This is a genomic window from Amycolatopsis sp. NPDC114478 (assembly GCF_055633805.1).
In genome coordinates, this window is sequence record NZ_JBVKDO010000009.1 from 107,923 (window position 1) to 121,807 (window position 13,885).

Below are 13,885 nucleotides of genomic sequence, written 5' to 3' on the forward strand. Positions count from 1 at the left end.
GGTAGCTCTTACTACAGCTCAGGCAGTTCCGGACCGATCGAGCCCATCGCGCGGTCGAGCAACCGGCCCAGCTGCTGCGTTCCATCGCCGGCGATCCAAGCCGCGACGGCGGCCTCGAGACACCCCAGGGCGCTGGCGATGAGGGCACGGGGTCGCGGATCGGCGGGGTCGTCCGGGTCCGAACCGAGCCGTCGCGCGAGCTCGGGGGCGATCAGGGCGCGGAACCTCGCTTGCTTTTCCTGGTGGAGCGTCGCGAGCGCGGGGGTCGACACGGCGAGCGCGGCCAGTCGGTGGGCGCGTTCGGTCTGGCTCGCGTAGTACTCGACGAGCGGGCCCATCGCGTGGCGGAGCGCGGACCACGGGGCTTCGTCCTCAGGTCGCTGACGCAACGCCCGCAGGATCTCGTCGACCGCGGTCGAGGTCTCGCTCGCGAAGACGTCTTCCTTCGAAGGGAAATAGCGGAAGAACGTACTGCGCGAGATTCCGGCGACCGCGCAGATGTCGTCGATGGTGGTCTGCTCGTAGCCGTGGTCCAGGAACAAGTCGAGCGCCATCTCGGCCACCTGCGCCCGCATGGCACGCCGGGCGAGTTCGCGCGCACCGGGACGACGTTCGTCCCGCTCCGGCAGCCTGGTCACGGGGCTGATGGTACTACACCCCAAATCTGGTACCGTAGTTTCACAAACGCTACCGAGTGCCAGATCCTGAGCGGAGACGTACGACGATGGACCCGAGCAAGGTCATGAACGATCGGCTGGAGGCGCTCACCGCCGACCTGCCCGCGGAAGAACTGGCGCTCGTGTCGGCCGCGGCATCGCTGGTGCCGGTCTTGAGCGCCAACGCGGAGACAGCGGACGCCACGGGAAGACTGCCCGATGACGACATCGCGGCGCTGCGCAAAGAGGGTTTGCTCCGCCTCGCCACACCGCGGACGTACGGCGGTCACGAGACCGGCGCGTGCGCCGCGACGGCGATCGCCGCGGAAGTGGCGCGCGGCTGCTCATCGGCGTCTTGGGTGCTGACGGTGTACTACACCGCGGGTATCGCCCTCTGGCTCTTCCCGGAACAGGTAAGGCATCGGGTCTGGGCCGAGGATCCGGACGCGACCGTGTGCGGTTCCTCCGCGGGCGCCGCGCCGGCCCGGGAGGTCGCCGGCGGGTACCTGCTCAGCGGCCGCTGGGGCTGGGCTTCGGGCGTCCACCACGCGTCCTGGGCGATTCTCAGCGTGGTGACCGAGGCCGGAGCGTCTCGCCGGGAAAGCGGTTTCGCTTTGGTTTCGACCAGCGAACTGTCGGTCGAAAACACCTGGAACATGGCCGGGATGCGCGGCACCGGCAGCGACACGATCATCGCGGACGACGTATTCGTACCGGCGGAGCAGGTCGTCTTCCCGGCCAGGGTGGCCGGCGCCTCCGAGGGACCGCTGAGCGTACCGAGACCGCAGGGCCTGATGGGTGCGCTGGCCGCCCCGGTATTGGGGATGGGCATGGCGATCTACGACCGCGTCGTGGAGAGGCTCGGCGCCGGCCGGCCGCTGGTCTCCGCGGGCCGACCGCCCGCGCGGGCGATCGACGCCCCCGCCGTGCAGGCGAACATCGCCGACGCCGCCATGCTCATCGACAGCGCGATCCTGCAGGCCGCGCGCACCGCCCACGCCGTCGACCGAGCCACCCGCACGGGCGCGCGGTTGTCCCCCCTCGCCATCGCCCGCTCCCGGATGGACTGCGGGTTCGCCGCGCGCCAGATCCGCCAGGCGGTGGACAAGCTGCTGGATGTCGGCGGGGCCGGACGGTTCGCGGAATCCGATCCGGCGCAGCGGATCTGGCGCGATCTGGGTACCGCGACCCGCCACCCCGCGTTCATCACCGAGCTCGACCGCGAACAGTACGGACGGCTGCTGCTCCCGATTCTCCCGGCGAGCGCACCGGCGGTTGCGCTCGGGTAAGCACACAAGTGCAGAGCGATCATTTGAAGTGACCGTCGGATCGCCATAAGGTGAAAACGCCAGTCGCGCTTTTGCCGAATCCGGAGATTCGCGCACCCCCTTTTCGACAATCGACTCAGGAGATACCCATGTCCCAGGACCTGGTGCGGGCCACGACCGCCGCCGTCCGCCAAGCGGGCGCCCGGCTGCTGAAGCGGTACTCCACCGCTGCCCGCCAGCCGGGGCTGCCCGAGTTGCTCGCCGAGCTCCGCGCGAATGACCTGACCGTCGTCGACGTGCTGGAACCCGCGCTGGCCGAGATCCTCCCCGAAGCGAGCTTTCTCAACGACGAGCACGGCTCCGGCCCGCTGCCCGACGGCGCGTGGTGGCTGATCGATCCGGTGGGCGGCAACCTCAACGCCGTGCACGGGATGACCGACTGGAACATCGGGGTCAGCCTGGTCCGCGACGGCCGTCCGGTGCTCGCGGTGCTGTACTTCCCGTTGCTGGACGAGATGTTCACCGCCTCCGAGGGCGGCGGCGCTTTCCTCGACGGAGTGCCCCTGCGGGTTTCCGACAAGCAGTCACTCGACGGCGCGCTGACCGGAACCGGCCAGGCGCAGCCCGGCACGGCCGTCGCCTTGGCCGACCGCACGGCCGCCTCGTTCGCCGCGATGTCGAAGGCCGCGCTCTACGTCCGGATCTCGGTGCCGGTCAGCCACCAGCTCGCCCAGGTCGCGGCGGGGCGGATGGACCTGCACTGGCAGTTCGACAACGTCCGCGCCCACGCCGGCGGGGTGCTGCTCGTGCTGGAGGCCGGCGGGGTGGTCACCGACCTCGACGGGAAACCGTGGACGATCACCTCGGAGAGCTACCTGGCCGCCGCACCGGGGGTGCACGCCGCCGCGCTCGACGTCCTCACGACCTGATCTTCCGGCGGGCCACCACGCCGGGCGGACGCCGGGGCCCGCTCCGGGCGCAACCCCACGCCGACCAGGTACACCGCCGACGTCCGCAGGATCGGCACCCACTGCGCCGCGGTCATCATCCACCCCGGCGGCCCCGCTTGCTTCCCGGACAGGATCGGGCCGGCGAGGTCGGCGTGCATGATCCGCTGCAGGGCTTGCACCAGCAGCAGTGACGGCAACCGGCGCCGCCGTACCCGGGCGAGGTCGCTCCCGCGCACCCCACCCCGCCGGAGCCGCCCGGCCAGCAGGGTCGCGGTCGCGACGGCGTCCTGGACGGCGAGGTTGATGCCCACGCCCCCGACCGGCGACATGGCGTGCGCGGCGTCCCCGATGCACAGCAAACCCTCGACGTGCCACCGGCGCAGCCGGTTGAGCCGGACGTCGAGCAGCTTGACGTCGTCCATCGAGACCAGCTCGCCGACCCGGTCGGCGTACTCCGGGAGGAGCTCGGCCACATCACGCCGGAACGCGTCGATGCCGCGAGCGCGCAGCCGGCTGTCGGTGCCCTTGCGCGCGACGTACCCGATCTGGAAGTAGCCCTCCCGCGGGATGACGATCGCGAACCGTCCGCGGCCCGGCCGCCGGGTCAGCTGTTCGACCTGCTCGCCTTCACGACGCGAGAGCCGGAACCACCAGGTGTCGAAGGGAACGTCGAACTCGGTCACCCCCAACCCGGCCGCCGCGGGCAGGACCGAATTCCGGCCGTTGCACGCCACCGTGAGGTCGGCCCGGATCTCGGCCTCCTCGCCGCCGGGACCGCTCGTGCGGTAGCGGACCCCGGCGACCCGGCCGCGCTCGTGGACCAGCGAGGTCACCGCGGCCCCCATTTCGAGCCGGAACCCCGGTTCCGCCCGCGCGGCGTCGGCGAGCAGGTTCAGCAGGTCCCACTGGGGAACGATCGCCACGTACGGATGCCGCACTCCCCACTTGCGCAACGCCCCGAAGTCGCCGATCCGCCGGACCCCGCCGTCTCCGTCGGGCAGGACCACGTCGGTGATCCGGGTCTGGGGCAGCCGCGCGAACCGCTCCCCCAGGCCCAGCTCGTCGAGCAGCTGCAGGGTCGCCGGATGCACGGTGTCGCCGCGGAAGTCGTGCAGGAAGTCCTCGTGCTTCTCCAGCACCGTGACTTCGATTCCGGCCCTCGCGAGCAGCAAGCCCAGCACCATGCCCGCCGGTCCCCCGCCCACGACGCAACACGTCGTCCGCTCCACAGCGCCCCGATTCCCCGTCGGCCGTGTGCCCACAGCCCCCCACCACCTTCTACACCTGACGGGCCGGCCGCCTCGGCCCGCGGCGTGGACGGGAGTAATCCGGGGCAGCTTTGCCGCACGAACGGCCCAGCGGGACTGCTCAGGTCACCTTGATGACGACCTTGCCCGCGGGGTGGCCGCTTTCGACGGCGGCGAGGGCGGCCGGGGCGTCGGACAACGGGTGGACCGCGGTGATCACCGGCGCGAGGACCCCGTCCAGCGCCAATCGGGCGGCGCGCTCCAGGTTCTCGCGGTCGAGGCGCCGCTCTACGAACCGGCCGCCGATGTCCGGCACGGACTGGTCACCCACGGCGATTACGGTGCGGGGCTCGCGCGCCAGCGGGGCGACCGCCCGCAGCGAGGCGCCACCGACCATGTCCACGATTCCGTCGAGGCCGCCGGGCACCAGCTCGCGGGCCGCCGCGACGACGTCCTCGGCGGTGTAGTCGAGGAACCGCACCCCGACGGCTTCGGCGTGCTCACGCTTGGCGGCACTGCCGGTGCCGAGAACGCGCAGCCCGCGCGCGGCGGCCAGCCGGGCGACGGCCAAGCCGACCCCGCCGCCGACCCCGTTCACCAGGATCGTGGCGCCGGCGGGCAGCCCGAGCTGGTCGAGCGCGTCCACCGCGGTCGTCCCCGCGACCGGCAGCGTCGCCGCCACGGTGGCGGACAGGCCCTTCGGGATGCGGGCGGTGTTCGGCGCCGAGAGCACCGTCGTCTCGGCGTAGGTGCCGCCGCCGGTCAGCGCGAAGCCGAAGACCGCGTCCCCCACCTCGAGCCCGTCGACGTCCTCCCCCAGCGCGAGCACGGTCCCCGCGGCCTCCATGCCGAGCACGCGGGGAAACGGACGCCCGCCGTCGAGCCCGGGAACCAGGCCGGCGCGCAGGAGGTGGTCGAGCGGGTTGACCCCGGCGACGTCGACGCGGATCAGCACCTCACCGGGACCGGGGGCGGGATCGGGGCGATCGAAGAACTCCTGCATCTCGGGCCCGCCGTGCGCGCCGAAACCCCATGCCTGTCCCATTTTCCGCTGCCTTCCGGGTGACCGGCCCGGTGTTTCCGGGCTCTGCGGCCATCTTCACCGTTCACACCGGTGTCAGGGGCAACCGGCTGAGGCGCGGGTCACAGCGTCAGGCCGACCGGGTCACCAGCTCCGCCTGGTGCCGCCGGTTGGCCGCCATCACCACGTCGAGCGCGTTCCGGGCCTCGCGCAGGCGGGCGATTTCGGCGTCGATCCGGTCGCGCTCGCGCGCCATCGTGGCGAACGCGTCCTCGACGATGCCCGGGTCGCCCGGGGTTTCGACGCACGGCAGCACGGCCGCGATCACCCGGCTGGACATCCCCGCGTCGAACAGCTGCCGGATGAGCGACACGCGCTCGACCTCGGCGTCGGAATAGTGCCGTTGCCCGGCGCCGGAACGTGAACTGGTCAGCAGGCCCTGCGCTTCGTAGTAGCGCAGTGAGCGCGAACTCACGCCCGTGCGCTTCGACAGCTCGCCGATCCTCATACCGGTGAGTTTACTCGGGCGCGGGCAGCTCACGGCGGTTCAGCTTCCCGTTGGGCAGCAGCGGCATCCGGTCGAGGACGAGCACCCGGTACGGGACCAGGTGCGCGGGCAACCGCCCGGCGAGCGCGGATCGCAGGGGTCCGGCGTCGGCGGGGCCCACGACGTAGCCGATCACCCGCCGTCGCGCAGCGCGGCGGCGGCGCGGACGACCCCGGGCTCCCGCAGCAGCGCGTCCTCGATCGCGCCGAGCTCGATCCGCGGACCCCGTTGCTCGATCTGGTCGGTGCCGCGGCCGAGATAGTCGTAGTTGCCGTCGGCGCGGGCGCGCACGACGTCGCCGGTGCGGTACACCCGCGCACCCGCCACGAACGGGTCGGCAACGAACAGCGCCGCGGTCAACGCGGGTCGCTCGCGGTACCCGCGGGCCACGCCCGCGCCGCCGATGTAGAGCTCGCCGATCCCGCCCGGCTCGACCGGCCGGAGGCGATCGTCGAGAACGTACGCGTGGACGCGGGGTATCGGCGTGCCGAGCGGCACGATCGCGGCGTCGCCGAGCACGTCGACGTCCGGGCGCAGCAGGAGGGAGTCCACAGTGGTCTCGGTGAGGCCGTAGGCGTTGACCACCACCGAACCCGGGTGCAGCCGCCCGGCGAGCTCGCGGAAGTCGGCCGCGGGCCACCCCTCCGAGCCGACCGACAGCAGCCGCATGACGGGCAGCTCACCCGCGCGGCCGAGGGCCTTCGCCTGGGCGGGGACCAGTTCGGTCGCGTCGCCGCCGTGGCGGCGGAACTCGGCGAGCAGTTCGACCGGGTCGGCCACCGCCTCGCGGGTCGCGATCACCATCGTCCCGCCGGCGAACACCGAGCGCAGCAGGTCGGCGAAGAAGAGATCGACTCCGATCCCGATGACCGAGACGAAGGTCAGTGGCTCCTCGCGCAGCCGGAACAGCGCGTCCCACGCCGCGAAGACGTGTTCGAGGTGGCGGTGCTCGACGCCCACCGGCTTGGGCTTGCCCGACGAGCCCGAGGTGTACATGACGTAGGCGAGGTTCTCGGGCCGGAGCTCGACGTCCGGGGCGTGACCGGGTTGTCCGGCCACGGCGTCGCCGATCCGCACGTCGTCGGCGACCTCGGTGGTGTTGGTGAGCACGAGCTCCACGCCCGCGTCGGCACCCATCCAGGCCACGAGGTCGCTGGGGTACAAGGGATCGAGCGGCAGGCAGGCCGCACCGGATTTGAGGACGCCGAGCGCGCCGACCGCCATCTCGAACCCGCGGTCCATCCGTAGCCCCACCAGATCTTCGGCCCGAAGGCCCTGCCCGACGACGTACTGCGCGACCCGGTTGGCCTCGAAGTCGAGCTGAGCGAAGGACATGCGCTCGCCCGCGTAGACGAGAGCGGTGGCGTCCGGGGTCTCGGCGACCCTGGCCGCGAAGAGGTCGAGCAAGCGTTCCATCAGTCCCCCCAGACGGTCCTGCTCCCATCGTGCGTGACCGGCCGCGCTCCCGCACGCTGGAGAGGCCGCGCACTCCGCGCGGTGGCGGGAGGAGAGAGTGTGCGCATCGCCGTGGCCGGAGCGGACGAGCTGGTCGGCCCGCACGTCGTCGAGGCGGCTCGCGGGCGCGGCCACACCGTGGTGGCGCTGGACCGCTCGACCGGCGTCGACCTCGCGAGCGGAGACGGCTTGAGCGCCGCGCTGGACGGCGTCGACGTCGTGGTCGACGTCAGCAACTCCGCGTCCCTGGACGAGGATGCGGCCAGGAGGTTCTTCACCAGTGCCGCGGCCAACCTGCAGCGCGTCGGCGCCGAGCGGGGCGTGCGGCACATCGTGACGCTGTCGGTCGTGGGGATCGACGACACCGGGTTCGGCTACTTCCGCGCGAAGATCGAGCACGAGCGCGTCGCGGGTTCGGGGCCGGTCCCCGCCACGATCGTGCGCGCGACCCACTTCCACGAGTTCCCCGGGCAGCTCGTGGGCCGGACCCGCGACGGCGACCACGCGACGGTGTTCGACCTGCGCGTGCAGACCGTGGCCGCGACGGCGGTGGCCGCGGCGCTCGTCGAGGTCGCCGAGCGCCCCGCGCAGGGCCGCACGCCCGACATCGCCGGCCCGGAACCGGCCGAGGTGCTCGACCTCGCCCGCGCCTTCGTCGACCACTTCGGCCTGCGGCTGGAGCTGCGGACCGACCAGGACACCGTGACCGGCATCGCCGAGGACTGCCTCCTCCCCGGGGCGGGTGCGACCATCCTCGGGCCGAGCTACGCGGAGTGGCTCCACAGTCCCGAAGCCGCCGTGCTGGTCTCCGGCGACTGAGGCCGGGCAGAAACCCGCCGCGGCCCCGCCTGCCGTACGCCCGTTCACGACCCGGCAGACGGCCGTCGAGATACCTCCATTCGGCGGTAGTTGACGGTCCGACTTGTCTGATTGGATCAGCCGGAGAGTTTTACAACGTTGTAAAAATGAAAAGGACCTCGTCGATGAGAAGAGCCGCTTCCGTCCTCGTCGCCCTGCTGGTGGCGCTGGGCGTGGCCGCCGGCACGCCGCCCGCAGGCGCCGCCGAGCCCGTGCACGGCTTGAAGGCCGAGTACTTCACGCCCTCGGCGCCGGGCGCACACGACTTCGCCAACCTGGCCGGTACCGCACTCGACTCGGAGGTCAACCACCCCGACCTGACCTCGGTCTTCGGGCTGGTCGCCGGGCGCACGGAGAACACGACCGCCCGCTGGACCGGACAGCTCGCCGTGCCGCAGACCGGCGACTACACCTTCTACGCCATCGGCGACAACGGGTTCCGGCTGTTCCTCGACGGCGCGCCGGTGATCGACCACTGGGTCGGCGACTGGGACTCCGAACAGACCAGCAAGCCGGTCACGCTGACCGCCGGCAAGCAGTACGACTTCAAGCTGGAGATGTTCCAGGACACCGGCGGCGCCAACATGTTCCTGCGCTGGTCGAGCGCGGCGATCGCGAAGCAGATCGTGCCGCTGTCGGCGTTCACGCCGCCGGCCGACTTCGCCGTCGTGCCGCGCACGGCGGACATCTCCACGGACGGCCGCACCCTCACGGCCGGCTTCGACGGCCGCGTGTCGGGGACGAGCGACCTGAAAGACCACCTGCGCATCGAGGTCGACGCGACGCCGATGCCGATCTCGGCCATCACGGCGACCCGTACCCGGGCCACGATCCAGCTGGCCGAAAAAGTGTTGAAGGGCCAGCGGGTCACGCTCTACTACGACGGCGCCGGCGGCCTCGCGGTGGACGGCACGAAGATCGGCAAGTCCGGGCGCATCGTCGCGAACGCGTCGACGGAACGGCTCCGGACGCCGTGGGGCGAGAACGTCGACACGCGCCACCCGTTGCCGGAGTACCCGCGGCCGCAGCTCGAGCGCGAGAAGTGGGTCAACCTCAACGGCCCGTGGGAGTTCTCGGCCGCCACGGAGGGGCAGCAGCCGACGTTCGGCAAGCGGCTGGCCGAAAAGGTGATCGTGCCCTACCCGATCGAGTCGCAGCTCTCCGGGCTCGAACGGCACGAAGACCACATGTTCTACCGCCGCACGGTCACCGTCCCGCGCGACTGGAAGATCGGCGGCGGGCAGCGCCTCAAGCTCAACTTCGGCGCGGTCGACTACCAGGCCAAGGTGTGGGTGAACGGCAAGCTCGTCGCCGAGCACACCGGCGGCTACACGGCGTTCAGCGCGGACATCACCGACGCGCTCAAGCGCGGTGACGAGCAGGAGATCGTCGTCGCCGTCACCGACACGACCGGCCCGTACCAGCCCAAGGGCAAGCAGTCCGCCAACCCCGGCGGCATCTTCTACACGCCGTCGTCGGGCATCTGGCAGACGGTGTGGCTGGAACCCGTGGCGGACAAGGGTATCGACGAGATCAAGACGACGCCCGACCTCACCACGAGCTCGCTGGCGCTCACCGTCAAGTCCGCGGGCAACGCCACCGTCACGGCGGTGGCCAAGGACGCGCGCGGCCGGCAGGTCGGCACGGTCAGCGGACCGGCGAACGCGAACCTGAAACTGGCGGTGCCGAACCCGCACCTGTGGACGCCGGACGACCCGTACCTGTACCAGCTGGAGGTCAGCCTGGGCGGCGACAAGGTCAAGAGCTACTTCGGCATGCGGTCCACCGGCATCACGAACGTGAACGGCACGCCCAAGCTGACGCTCAACGGCAAGCCGTTCTTCTCCTTGATGCAGCTGGACCAGGGCTTCTACCCGGACGGCCTGAACACCGCGCCGAGCGACGACGCTCTCGTCTTCGACCTGAAGGCGCAGAAGGACCTCGGCTTCAACGCGGTCCGCAAGCACATCAAGGTCGAGCCGGCCCGCTGGTACTACCACGCGGACCAGCTGGGACTGCTGGTGTGGCAGGACTTCGTGTCCGTCGAGGACGGCAACAACCCCGCGGCGCAGCAGGCGTGGCTCAGCCAGGGCCTGGAAGAGATGCACCAGCTGCAGAACTACCCGTCCGTCTACGCCTGGATCGTGTTCAACGAGGGCTGGGGCGAGTGGGACAAGGCCGCGACCGGCCGGATCGCCGACCAGGTCAAGGCCGCCGACCCGAGCCGGATCGTCAACGCCCACAGCGGGGTGAACTGCTGTGCCTCCAAGGGTGACTCGGGCGCGGGCGACGTCATCGACCACCACGACTACAACAACACCGACCCGGCCCGCTCGGACGGCAAGCGCGTCGCGATGGATGGCGAGCACGGCGGTTTCACGCTGCGCACGCCGGGTCACCAGTGGCCGGGCGCGCCGATCGCGATCTACAGCGGGGTGGCGGACAAGGCGGCGCTGACGGCGAAGTACGTCGACAACACCCGCACGTTCTACCTCGGCCAGGCTCGGGCGGAGCTGTCGGCGTCGGTCTACACGCAGGTCACCGACCTGGAAGGCGAGCTGAACGGGCTCTGGACCTACGACCGCAAACGCATCAAGGTCGACCCGGGTCCCGTCCGGGAGATCAACCGGCGCGTGATCGAGGCCGGCGCCAACGCCGGTAAGCCCTACCCGTACGCGGGGAAGGGTTCGTGGAACCTCGACGAGCGCGGGGGCACGACCGCGAAGGATTCGAGCGGCGGCGACAACCCGCTGACGCTCACGCCGACCGGGGCCGCCTTCAAGGACGGCGCGCTGCAGTTCTCGGGCGGCTCCGCCGACACCTACGGCCCGGTCGTCGACACGACCGGTGACTACACCGTGTCCGCGAAGGTGCGTCTCGACGCGCTGCCCGGCAACTACGCGACCGCGGTGAGCCAGGACGGCCGGGAGCGGGAGAGCCCGTTCTACCTGCAGTACGGGCAGGGCGCGTTCGCGTTCAGCACACCCGGCGGCAACCGGGCCCGGTACGAGGTCGTGCCGGAGACCGGCCGCTGGTACGAGCTGACGGGTGTGCGGTCCGGCAACGAGATCCGGCTCTACGTGGACGGCGTGAAGGTCGCGACGGCCCCCGCCGGACCGGCGTTGGTCAGCACCGGCGCGTTCACGGTCGGGCGAGCCAAGTACGACGGCCGCAACGTCGACTTCTGGCCGGGCGCGGTCGACGACGTCGGCGTGGTCGGCAAGGCGCTGACGGACGCGGAGGTGGCCCAGCTCGGGTGAGCTCGTGGTAGCGGTACGGGGTCGTGAGTGAGAAACAGTGTGCTAGCCCTGTTTCTCACTCACGACCACGGCCGGCGTCACCGGCACCAGATCCAGCACCTCGCACAGGCCACTCAGCTCCAGCACCCTGGCCAGGGACTTCGAGGGGCGCATCCGAACCGGTACTCCGCTCTCGCGGCCGCCGATGTCGAGGCGTACCAATGCCTCGATGCCGGTCGTGTCGCAGAATCCGACCTCGGTCAGATCGACCACGATGGCCTCCGGGCGGGCGTCGAGAGCGGCGAGGAACGCGGCGCGCAGCCGATCCCGGCCGGCGAGCTCGAGGGCGCCACTCACCCGGATCTTCCGGACGCCTCCGGGGACGATCTCCGAGCTGATCGCCATCGGTCCGATGTCCTCCGGACCGGGGTCCGACCATTCCATGCCCTGACTCTCCCGGTGCTCGGGGCGGCCACGGCCGCGATCGCTGGGCCGGAGGCGCCGGCCAAGACGAGCGTAGCGCGGCCGGCCGTGGCGCCGAGGCCGGTGACGGGCTTCCAGCGCGCGGGCGAGGTTTCCCAGCGGATCGCGGCACTCATCACCGCGCTGGAGCGGCGGCCCGCAGCCGGCTGTTGGCTGAACCGTCCACGGACCTGGGCCACGGGGAACCGGGGCCGTGGCCCACCGTCCGGCGACTTGACGCCAGTCTGGACCCGCCGGCCGGCGAGCACCAGAGCAGAAAGCCCGTAGCGGCGACCCTCACGCGAACGGGTGAACGGCGCGCCGGGCCTCAGCCGAGGATGGCCCAGAAGCCGGTCAGCACCGCGGCGGCGCGGGCCGGGTCGTGGGTCATCCACCAGTGACCCAGGCCGTCGAGGACGGCGACCCGGGCCCCGGCGCGGGCGGCCGCCCGGCGGCGTTGTGCTTCGGTCCCGACGACGTGGTCGGCCGTGGCCAGGATGGCGAGACCCGGCCGGGCCGCCGCCCGTTCCAGCGGCAAACCCAGGCCGGGCTCGCCCGCGGACCGGTACACGCTGAGCACCGCCCGCCCCATCACCTCGTCCTGCCCCGCCGCGACGCGCGTGGCGACGGCCGGGCCCATCCCCCGCTGCACCAGCACCGCCGTCCGCGCTTCGGCCGTGCCGCCGAACCGCGCCGCGACGTCGGCCTCGCCGGCGCCGGGCGTCCGCCAGCCGCGGGCGAGCTCGTGCCACTCGTAGCCCGGGTCGAAGATCCCCAGCGTGTCGCTGACCCAGCTGCGGACGAGGTCCGGACGACTCAGCACGACGTTGACGACGTGCCCGCCGCCGAGGTCGTGACCCACCAGGTCCACCGGCTCGCCGAACGCTTCCAGCTCGCCGATCAGCCAGTCGCGGTAGTCCGCGAGGGAGGCACCGAACCCGGCGGGCAGCGGCGCGCCGAAACCGGGCGGCGACAGGCAGACCAGGTCCGGACGCGACGGCGCGAGCTCCGCCAGCAGCAGGTCCCAGACCGCCGCCGTCTCGGGGTTGCCGTGGACGAACACCGCGGGCATCAGGCCGCCCCCGGCGTCGTCGGCTGCAGCACCGATTCCATCAGCGCCTCGGTGCGCAGGTGGGTGATCGCCTGGTACTCGGGGTCCCGGACCATGGCCGCGAAGGCCCGCCGGTCCGGGTAGCGGACCAGCACCACCATGTCCCACGCCTGCCCGTCCTCGGCGACGAGCGCCGGGCCGCCGGCACCGAGGTACTCGACCTTCAGGCCGTAGCGGGGGTTGAGTTCGCCACGCAGGGCTTCGGCGTAGCGCTGGTAGCTCTCGCGGCCGCCGTCCGGACGGAACCGCAGCAGGTTGAGCATCACAACCGGGCCGCCCGGGTCGTCGGCGAGCAGGGCGTCGAGGGCGTGGTCTTCGATTTCGATCATCAGGACCTCCTGGAACACCACTGTACGCATACTTGTTGAGCGACACGCAAGTTCAATTGCTAGGCTTCTCCTCATGCCTCCCACCCGCCGCACCCAGCAGGAGCGCCGCGACCAGGCCGAAGCCGCGCTCTTGACCGCCGCCGCCGAACTCGTCGTCGAGCAGGGGGTGCGGTCGCTGACGCTCGCCCGCGTGGGGGAACGCGCCGGGTACAGCCGCGGCATCGTCACCCACCACTTCGGCGGCAAGCAGGCCCTGGTCGAACGGCTGGCGCGGGCCACGCAGGCCGGGTTCGTCCCGGGCCTGGAGGACCTGCCGCCCGGCCTCGATCGGCTGCTGCGGCTGATCGACGGCTACCTCGGCGAGCTCGGCCGGATCGGCGTGTTCAACCAGGCTTTCCTGCTGCTGTGGGCGGAAGCCGCCACCCAGCCGGACCTGGCCCCGATCTTCCGCGAACGCGACGCCGCCTTCCGCGCGGACCTGCGCGAAGACGTCGAGGCCGGCATCGCGGACGGCAAGATCGACGCGGACGCGAGCGCGGACGAGGTCGCGACGGCCGTCGTCGGGCAGCTGCGCGGGATCGCGCTGCAACGGCTGCTCGATCCGGGCAGCGTCGACCCCGAGGCGCTGCGGCGGACCGTCACCGGCCAGTGGCGCCGCGCCTTGACTCCCTAGGCCCGGAAGGCGGCGTCACGTGCCGCCTCGAAGTCCGGAACGCTGCCGCGGCCCGGAGAAATGGCCTCG

General features: G+C 71.8%; 14 protein-coding genes. 5 read left to right on the forward strand and 9 right to left on the reverse strand.

The annotated features are described in order from the left end of the window. Nucleotides 1-11: 11 nt before the first annotated feature. Nucleotides 12-638 (reverse strand): TetR family transcriptional regulator, encoded by a 627-nt coding sequence (locus ACZ7OH_RS25010; RefSeq protein WP_470282971.1) that lies wholly within the window; start codon nucleotides 636-638, stop codon nucleotides 12-14. A 104-nt stretch (nucleotides 639-742) separates the two neighbouring features. Here ACZ7OH_RS25010 and ACZ7OH_RS25015 point away from each other — a divergent pair, with 104 nt between their 5' ends. Both ACZ7OH_RS25015 and ACZ7OH_RS25020 read left to right on the forward strand, forming a co-directional pair. Next, complete coding sequence (locus tag ACZ7OH_RS25015) at nucleotides 743-1,945, forward strand: acyl-CoA dehydrogenase family protein (RefSeq protein WP_470282972.1); 1,203 nt, start codon at nucleotides 743-745, stop codon at nucleotides 1,943-1,945. A gap of 128 nt (nucleotides 1,946-2,073) precedes the next feature. Beyond that, entirely contained in the window at nucleotides 2,074-2,853 is a 780-nt protein-coding gene (locus tag ACZ7OH_RS25020) for an inositol monophosphatase family protein (RefSeq protein ID WP_470282973.1), read from the forward strand. Here ACZ7OH_RS25020 and ACZ7OH_RS25025 read toward each other — a convergent pair. From ACZ7OH_RS25025 to ACZ7OH_RS25045, 5 genes are all read right to left on the reverse strand, one after another. Beyond that, nucleotides 2,796-4,103: an FAD-dependent oxidoreductase gene (locus ACZ7OH_RS25025; protein WP_470282974.1), complete on the reverse strand. Its 1,308-nt coding sequence runs from the start codon at nucleotides 4,101-4,103 to the stop codon at nucleotides 2,796-2,798. The two genes, ACZ7OH_RS25020 and ACZ7OH_RS25025, sit on opposite strands and share 58 nt — an antisense overlap. Before the next feature lie 139 nt (nucleotides 4,104-4,242). Next, complete coding sequence (locus ACZ7OH_RS25030; RefSeq protein WP_470282975.1) at nucleotides 4,243-5,166, reverse strand: quinone oxidoreductase family protein; 924 nt, start codon at nucleotides 5,164-5,166, stop codon at nucleotides 4,243-4,245. Nucleotides 5,167-5,272: 106 nt separating this feature from the next. Then, nucleotides 5,273-5,650: a MerR family transcriptional regulator gene (locus ACZ7OH_RS25035; RefSeq protein ID WP_470282976.1), complete on the reverse strand. Its 378-nt coding sequence runs from the start codon at nucleotides 5,648-5,650 to the stop codon at nucleotides 5,273-5,275. A gap of 10 nt (nucleotides 5,651-5,660) precedes the next feature. After that, nucleotides 5,661-5,825, reverse strand: a complete 165-nt coding sequence (locus tag ACZ7OH_RS25040) for a hypothetical protein (protein ID WP_470282977.1) — start codon at nucleotides 5,823-5,825, stop codon at nucleotides 5,661-5,663. Next, a complete protein-coding gene (locus ACZ7OH_RS25045; RefSeq protein WP_470282978.1) occupies nucleotides 5,822-7,105 on the reverse strand; it encodes an amino acid adenylation domain-containing protein in 1,284 nt (427 codons plus the stop codon). Before ACZ7OH_RS25045 ends, ACZ7OH_RS25040 begins: the two co-directional genes overlap by 4 nt. 99 nt (nucleotides 7,106-7,204) lie before the next feature. On the opposite strand from ACZ7OH_RS25045, the gene ACZ7OH_RS25050 reads away from it, so the two are divergent. Together ACZ7OH_RS25050 and ACZ7OH_RS25055 are read left to right on the forward strand one after the other, a co-directional pair. Then, the gene (locus ACZ7OH_RS25050) at nucleotides 7,205-7,963 is read left to right on the forward strand and encodes an SDR family oxidoreductase (protein WP_470282979.1); all 759 of its coding nucleotides are present in this window, start codon (nucleotides 7,205-7,207) and stop codon (nucleotides 7,961-7,963) included. A gap of 164 nt (nucleotides 7,964-8,127) precedes the next feature. Next, nucleotides 8,128-11,262 (forward strand): LamG-like jellyroll fold domain-containing protein, encoded by a 3,135-nt coding sequence (locus tag ACZ7OH_RS25055; RefSeq protein WP_470282980.1) that lies wholly within the window; start codon nucleotides 8,128-8,130, stop codon nucleotides 11,260-11,262. A gap of 42 nt (nucleotides 11,263-11,304) precedes the next feature. Here ACZ7OH_RS25055 and ACZ7OH_RS25060 read toward each other — a convergent pair whose 3' ends face one another. The 3 genes from ACZ7OH_RS25060 to ACZ7OH_RS25070 form a co-directional block, all read right to left on the reverse strand. Next, the gene (locus ACZ7OH_RS25060) at nucleotides 11,305-11,685 is read right to left on the reverse strand and encodes an STAS domain-containing protein (protein WP_470282981.1); all 381 of its coding nucleotides are present in this window, start codon (nucleotides 11,683-11,685) and stop codon (nucleotides 11,305-11,307) included. 346 nt (nucleotides 11,686-12,031) lie between these two features. Then, nucleotides 12,032-12,775 (reverse strand): alpha/beta fold hydrolase, encoded by a 744-nt coding sequence (locus ACZ7OH_RS25065; RefSeq protein WP_470282982.1) that lies wholly within the window; start codon nucleotides 12,773-12,775, stop codon nucleotides 12,032-12,034. Further along, on the reverse strand, nucleotides 12,775-13,143 hold the full coding sequence (locus ACZ7OH_RS25070) for a DUF1330 domain-containing protein (protein WP_470282983.1): 369 nt from the start codon (nucleotides 13,141-13,143) through the stop codon (nucleotides 12,775-12,777). Before ACZ7OH_RS25070 ends, ACZ7OH_RS25065 begins: the two co-directional genes overlap by 1 nt. A gap of 73 nt (nucleotides 13,144-13,216) precedes the next feature. Between ACZ7OH_RS25070 and ACZ7OH_RS25075 the strand changes: the two genes are divergently transcribed. Further along, the gene (locus ACZ7OH_RS25075) at nucleotides 13,217-13,816 is read left to right on the forward strand and encodes a TetR/AcrR family transcriptional regulator (protein ID WP_470282984.1); all 600 of its coding nucleotides are present in this window, start codon (nucleotides 13,217-13,219) and stop codon (nucleotides 13,814-13,816) included. The last annotated feature ends 69 nt before the right edge of the window (nucleotides 13,817-13,885 follow it).

Coding starts and splice junctions, on each gene's coding strand:
- ACZ7OH_RS25015 (WP_470282972.1), top strand. CDS start 743: ATGAACGATCGGCTGGAGGCGCTCACCGCCGACCTGCCCGCGGAAGAA.
- ACZ7OH_RS25060 (WP_470282981.1), bottom strand. CDS start 11,685: ATGGAATGGTCGGACCCCGGTCCGGAGGACATCGGACCGATGGCGATC.
- ACZ7OH_RS25020 (WP_470282973.1), top strand. CDS start 2,074: ATGTCCCAGGACCTGGTGCGGGCCACGACCGCCGCCGTCCGCCAAGCG.
- ACZ7OH_RS25070 (WP_470282983.1), bottom strand. CDS start 13,143: ATGATCGAAATCGAAGACCACGCCCTCGACGCCCTGCTCGCCGACGAC.
- ACZ7OH_RS25035 (WP_470282976.1), bottom strand. CDS start 5,650: ATGAGGATCGGCGAGCTGTCGAAGCGCACGGGCGTGAGTTCGCGCTCA.
- ACZ7OH_RS25055 (WP_470282980.1), top strand. CDS start 8,128: ATGAGAAGAGCCGCTTCCGTCCTCGTCGCCCTGCTGGTGGCGCTGGGC.
- ACZ7OH_RS25065 (WP_470282982.1), bottom strand. CDS start 12,775: ATGCCCGCGGTGTTCGTCCACGGCAACCCCGAGACGGCGGCGGTCTGG.
- ACZ7OH_RS25045 (WP_470282978.1), bottom strand. CDS start 7,105: ATGGAACGCTTGCTCGACCTCTTCGCGGCCAGGGTCGCCGAGACCCCG.
- ACZ7OH_RS25030 (WP_470282975.1), bottom strand. CDS start 5,166: ATGGGACAGGCATGGGGTTTCGGCGCGCACGGCGGGCCCGAGATGCAG.
- ACZ7OH_RS25075 (WP_470282984.1), top strand. CDS start 13,217: ATGCCTCCCACCCGCCGCACCCAGCAGGAGCGCCGCGACCAGGCCGAA.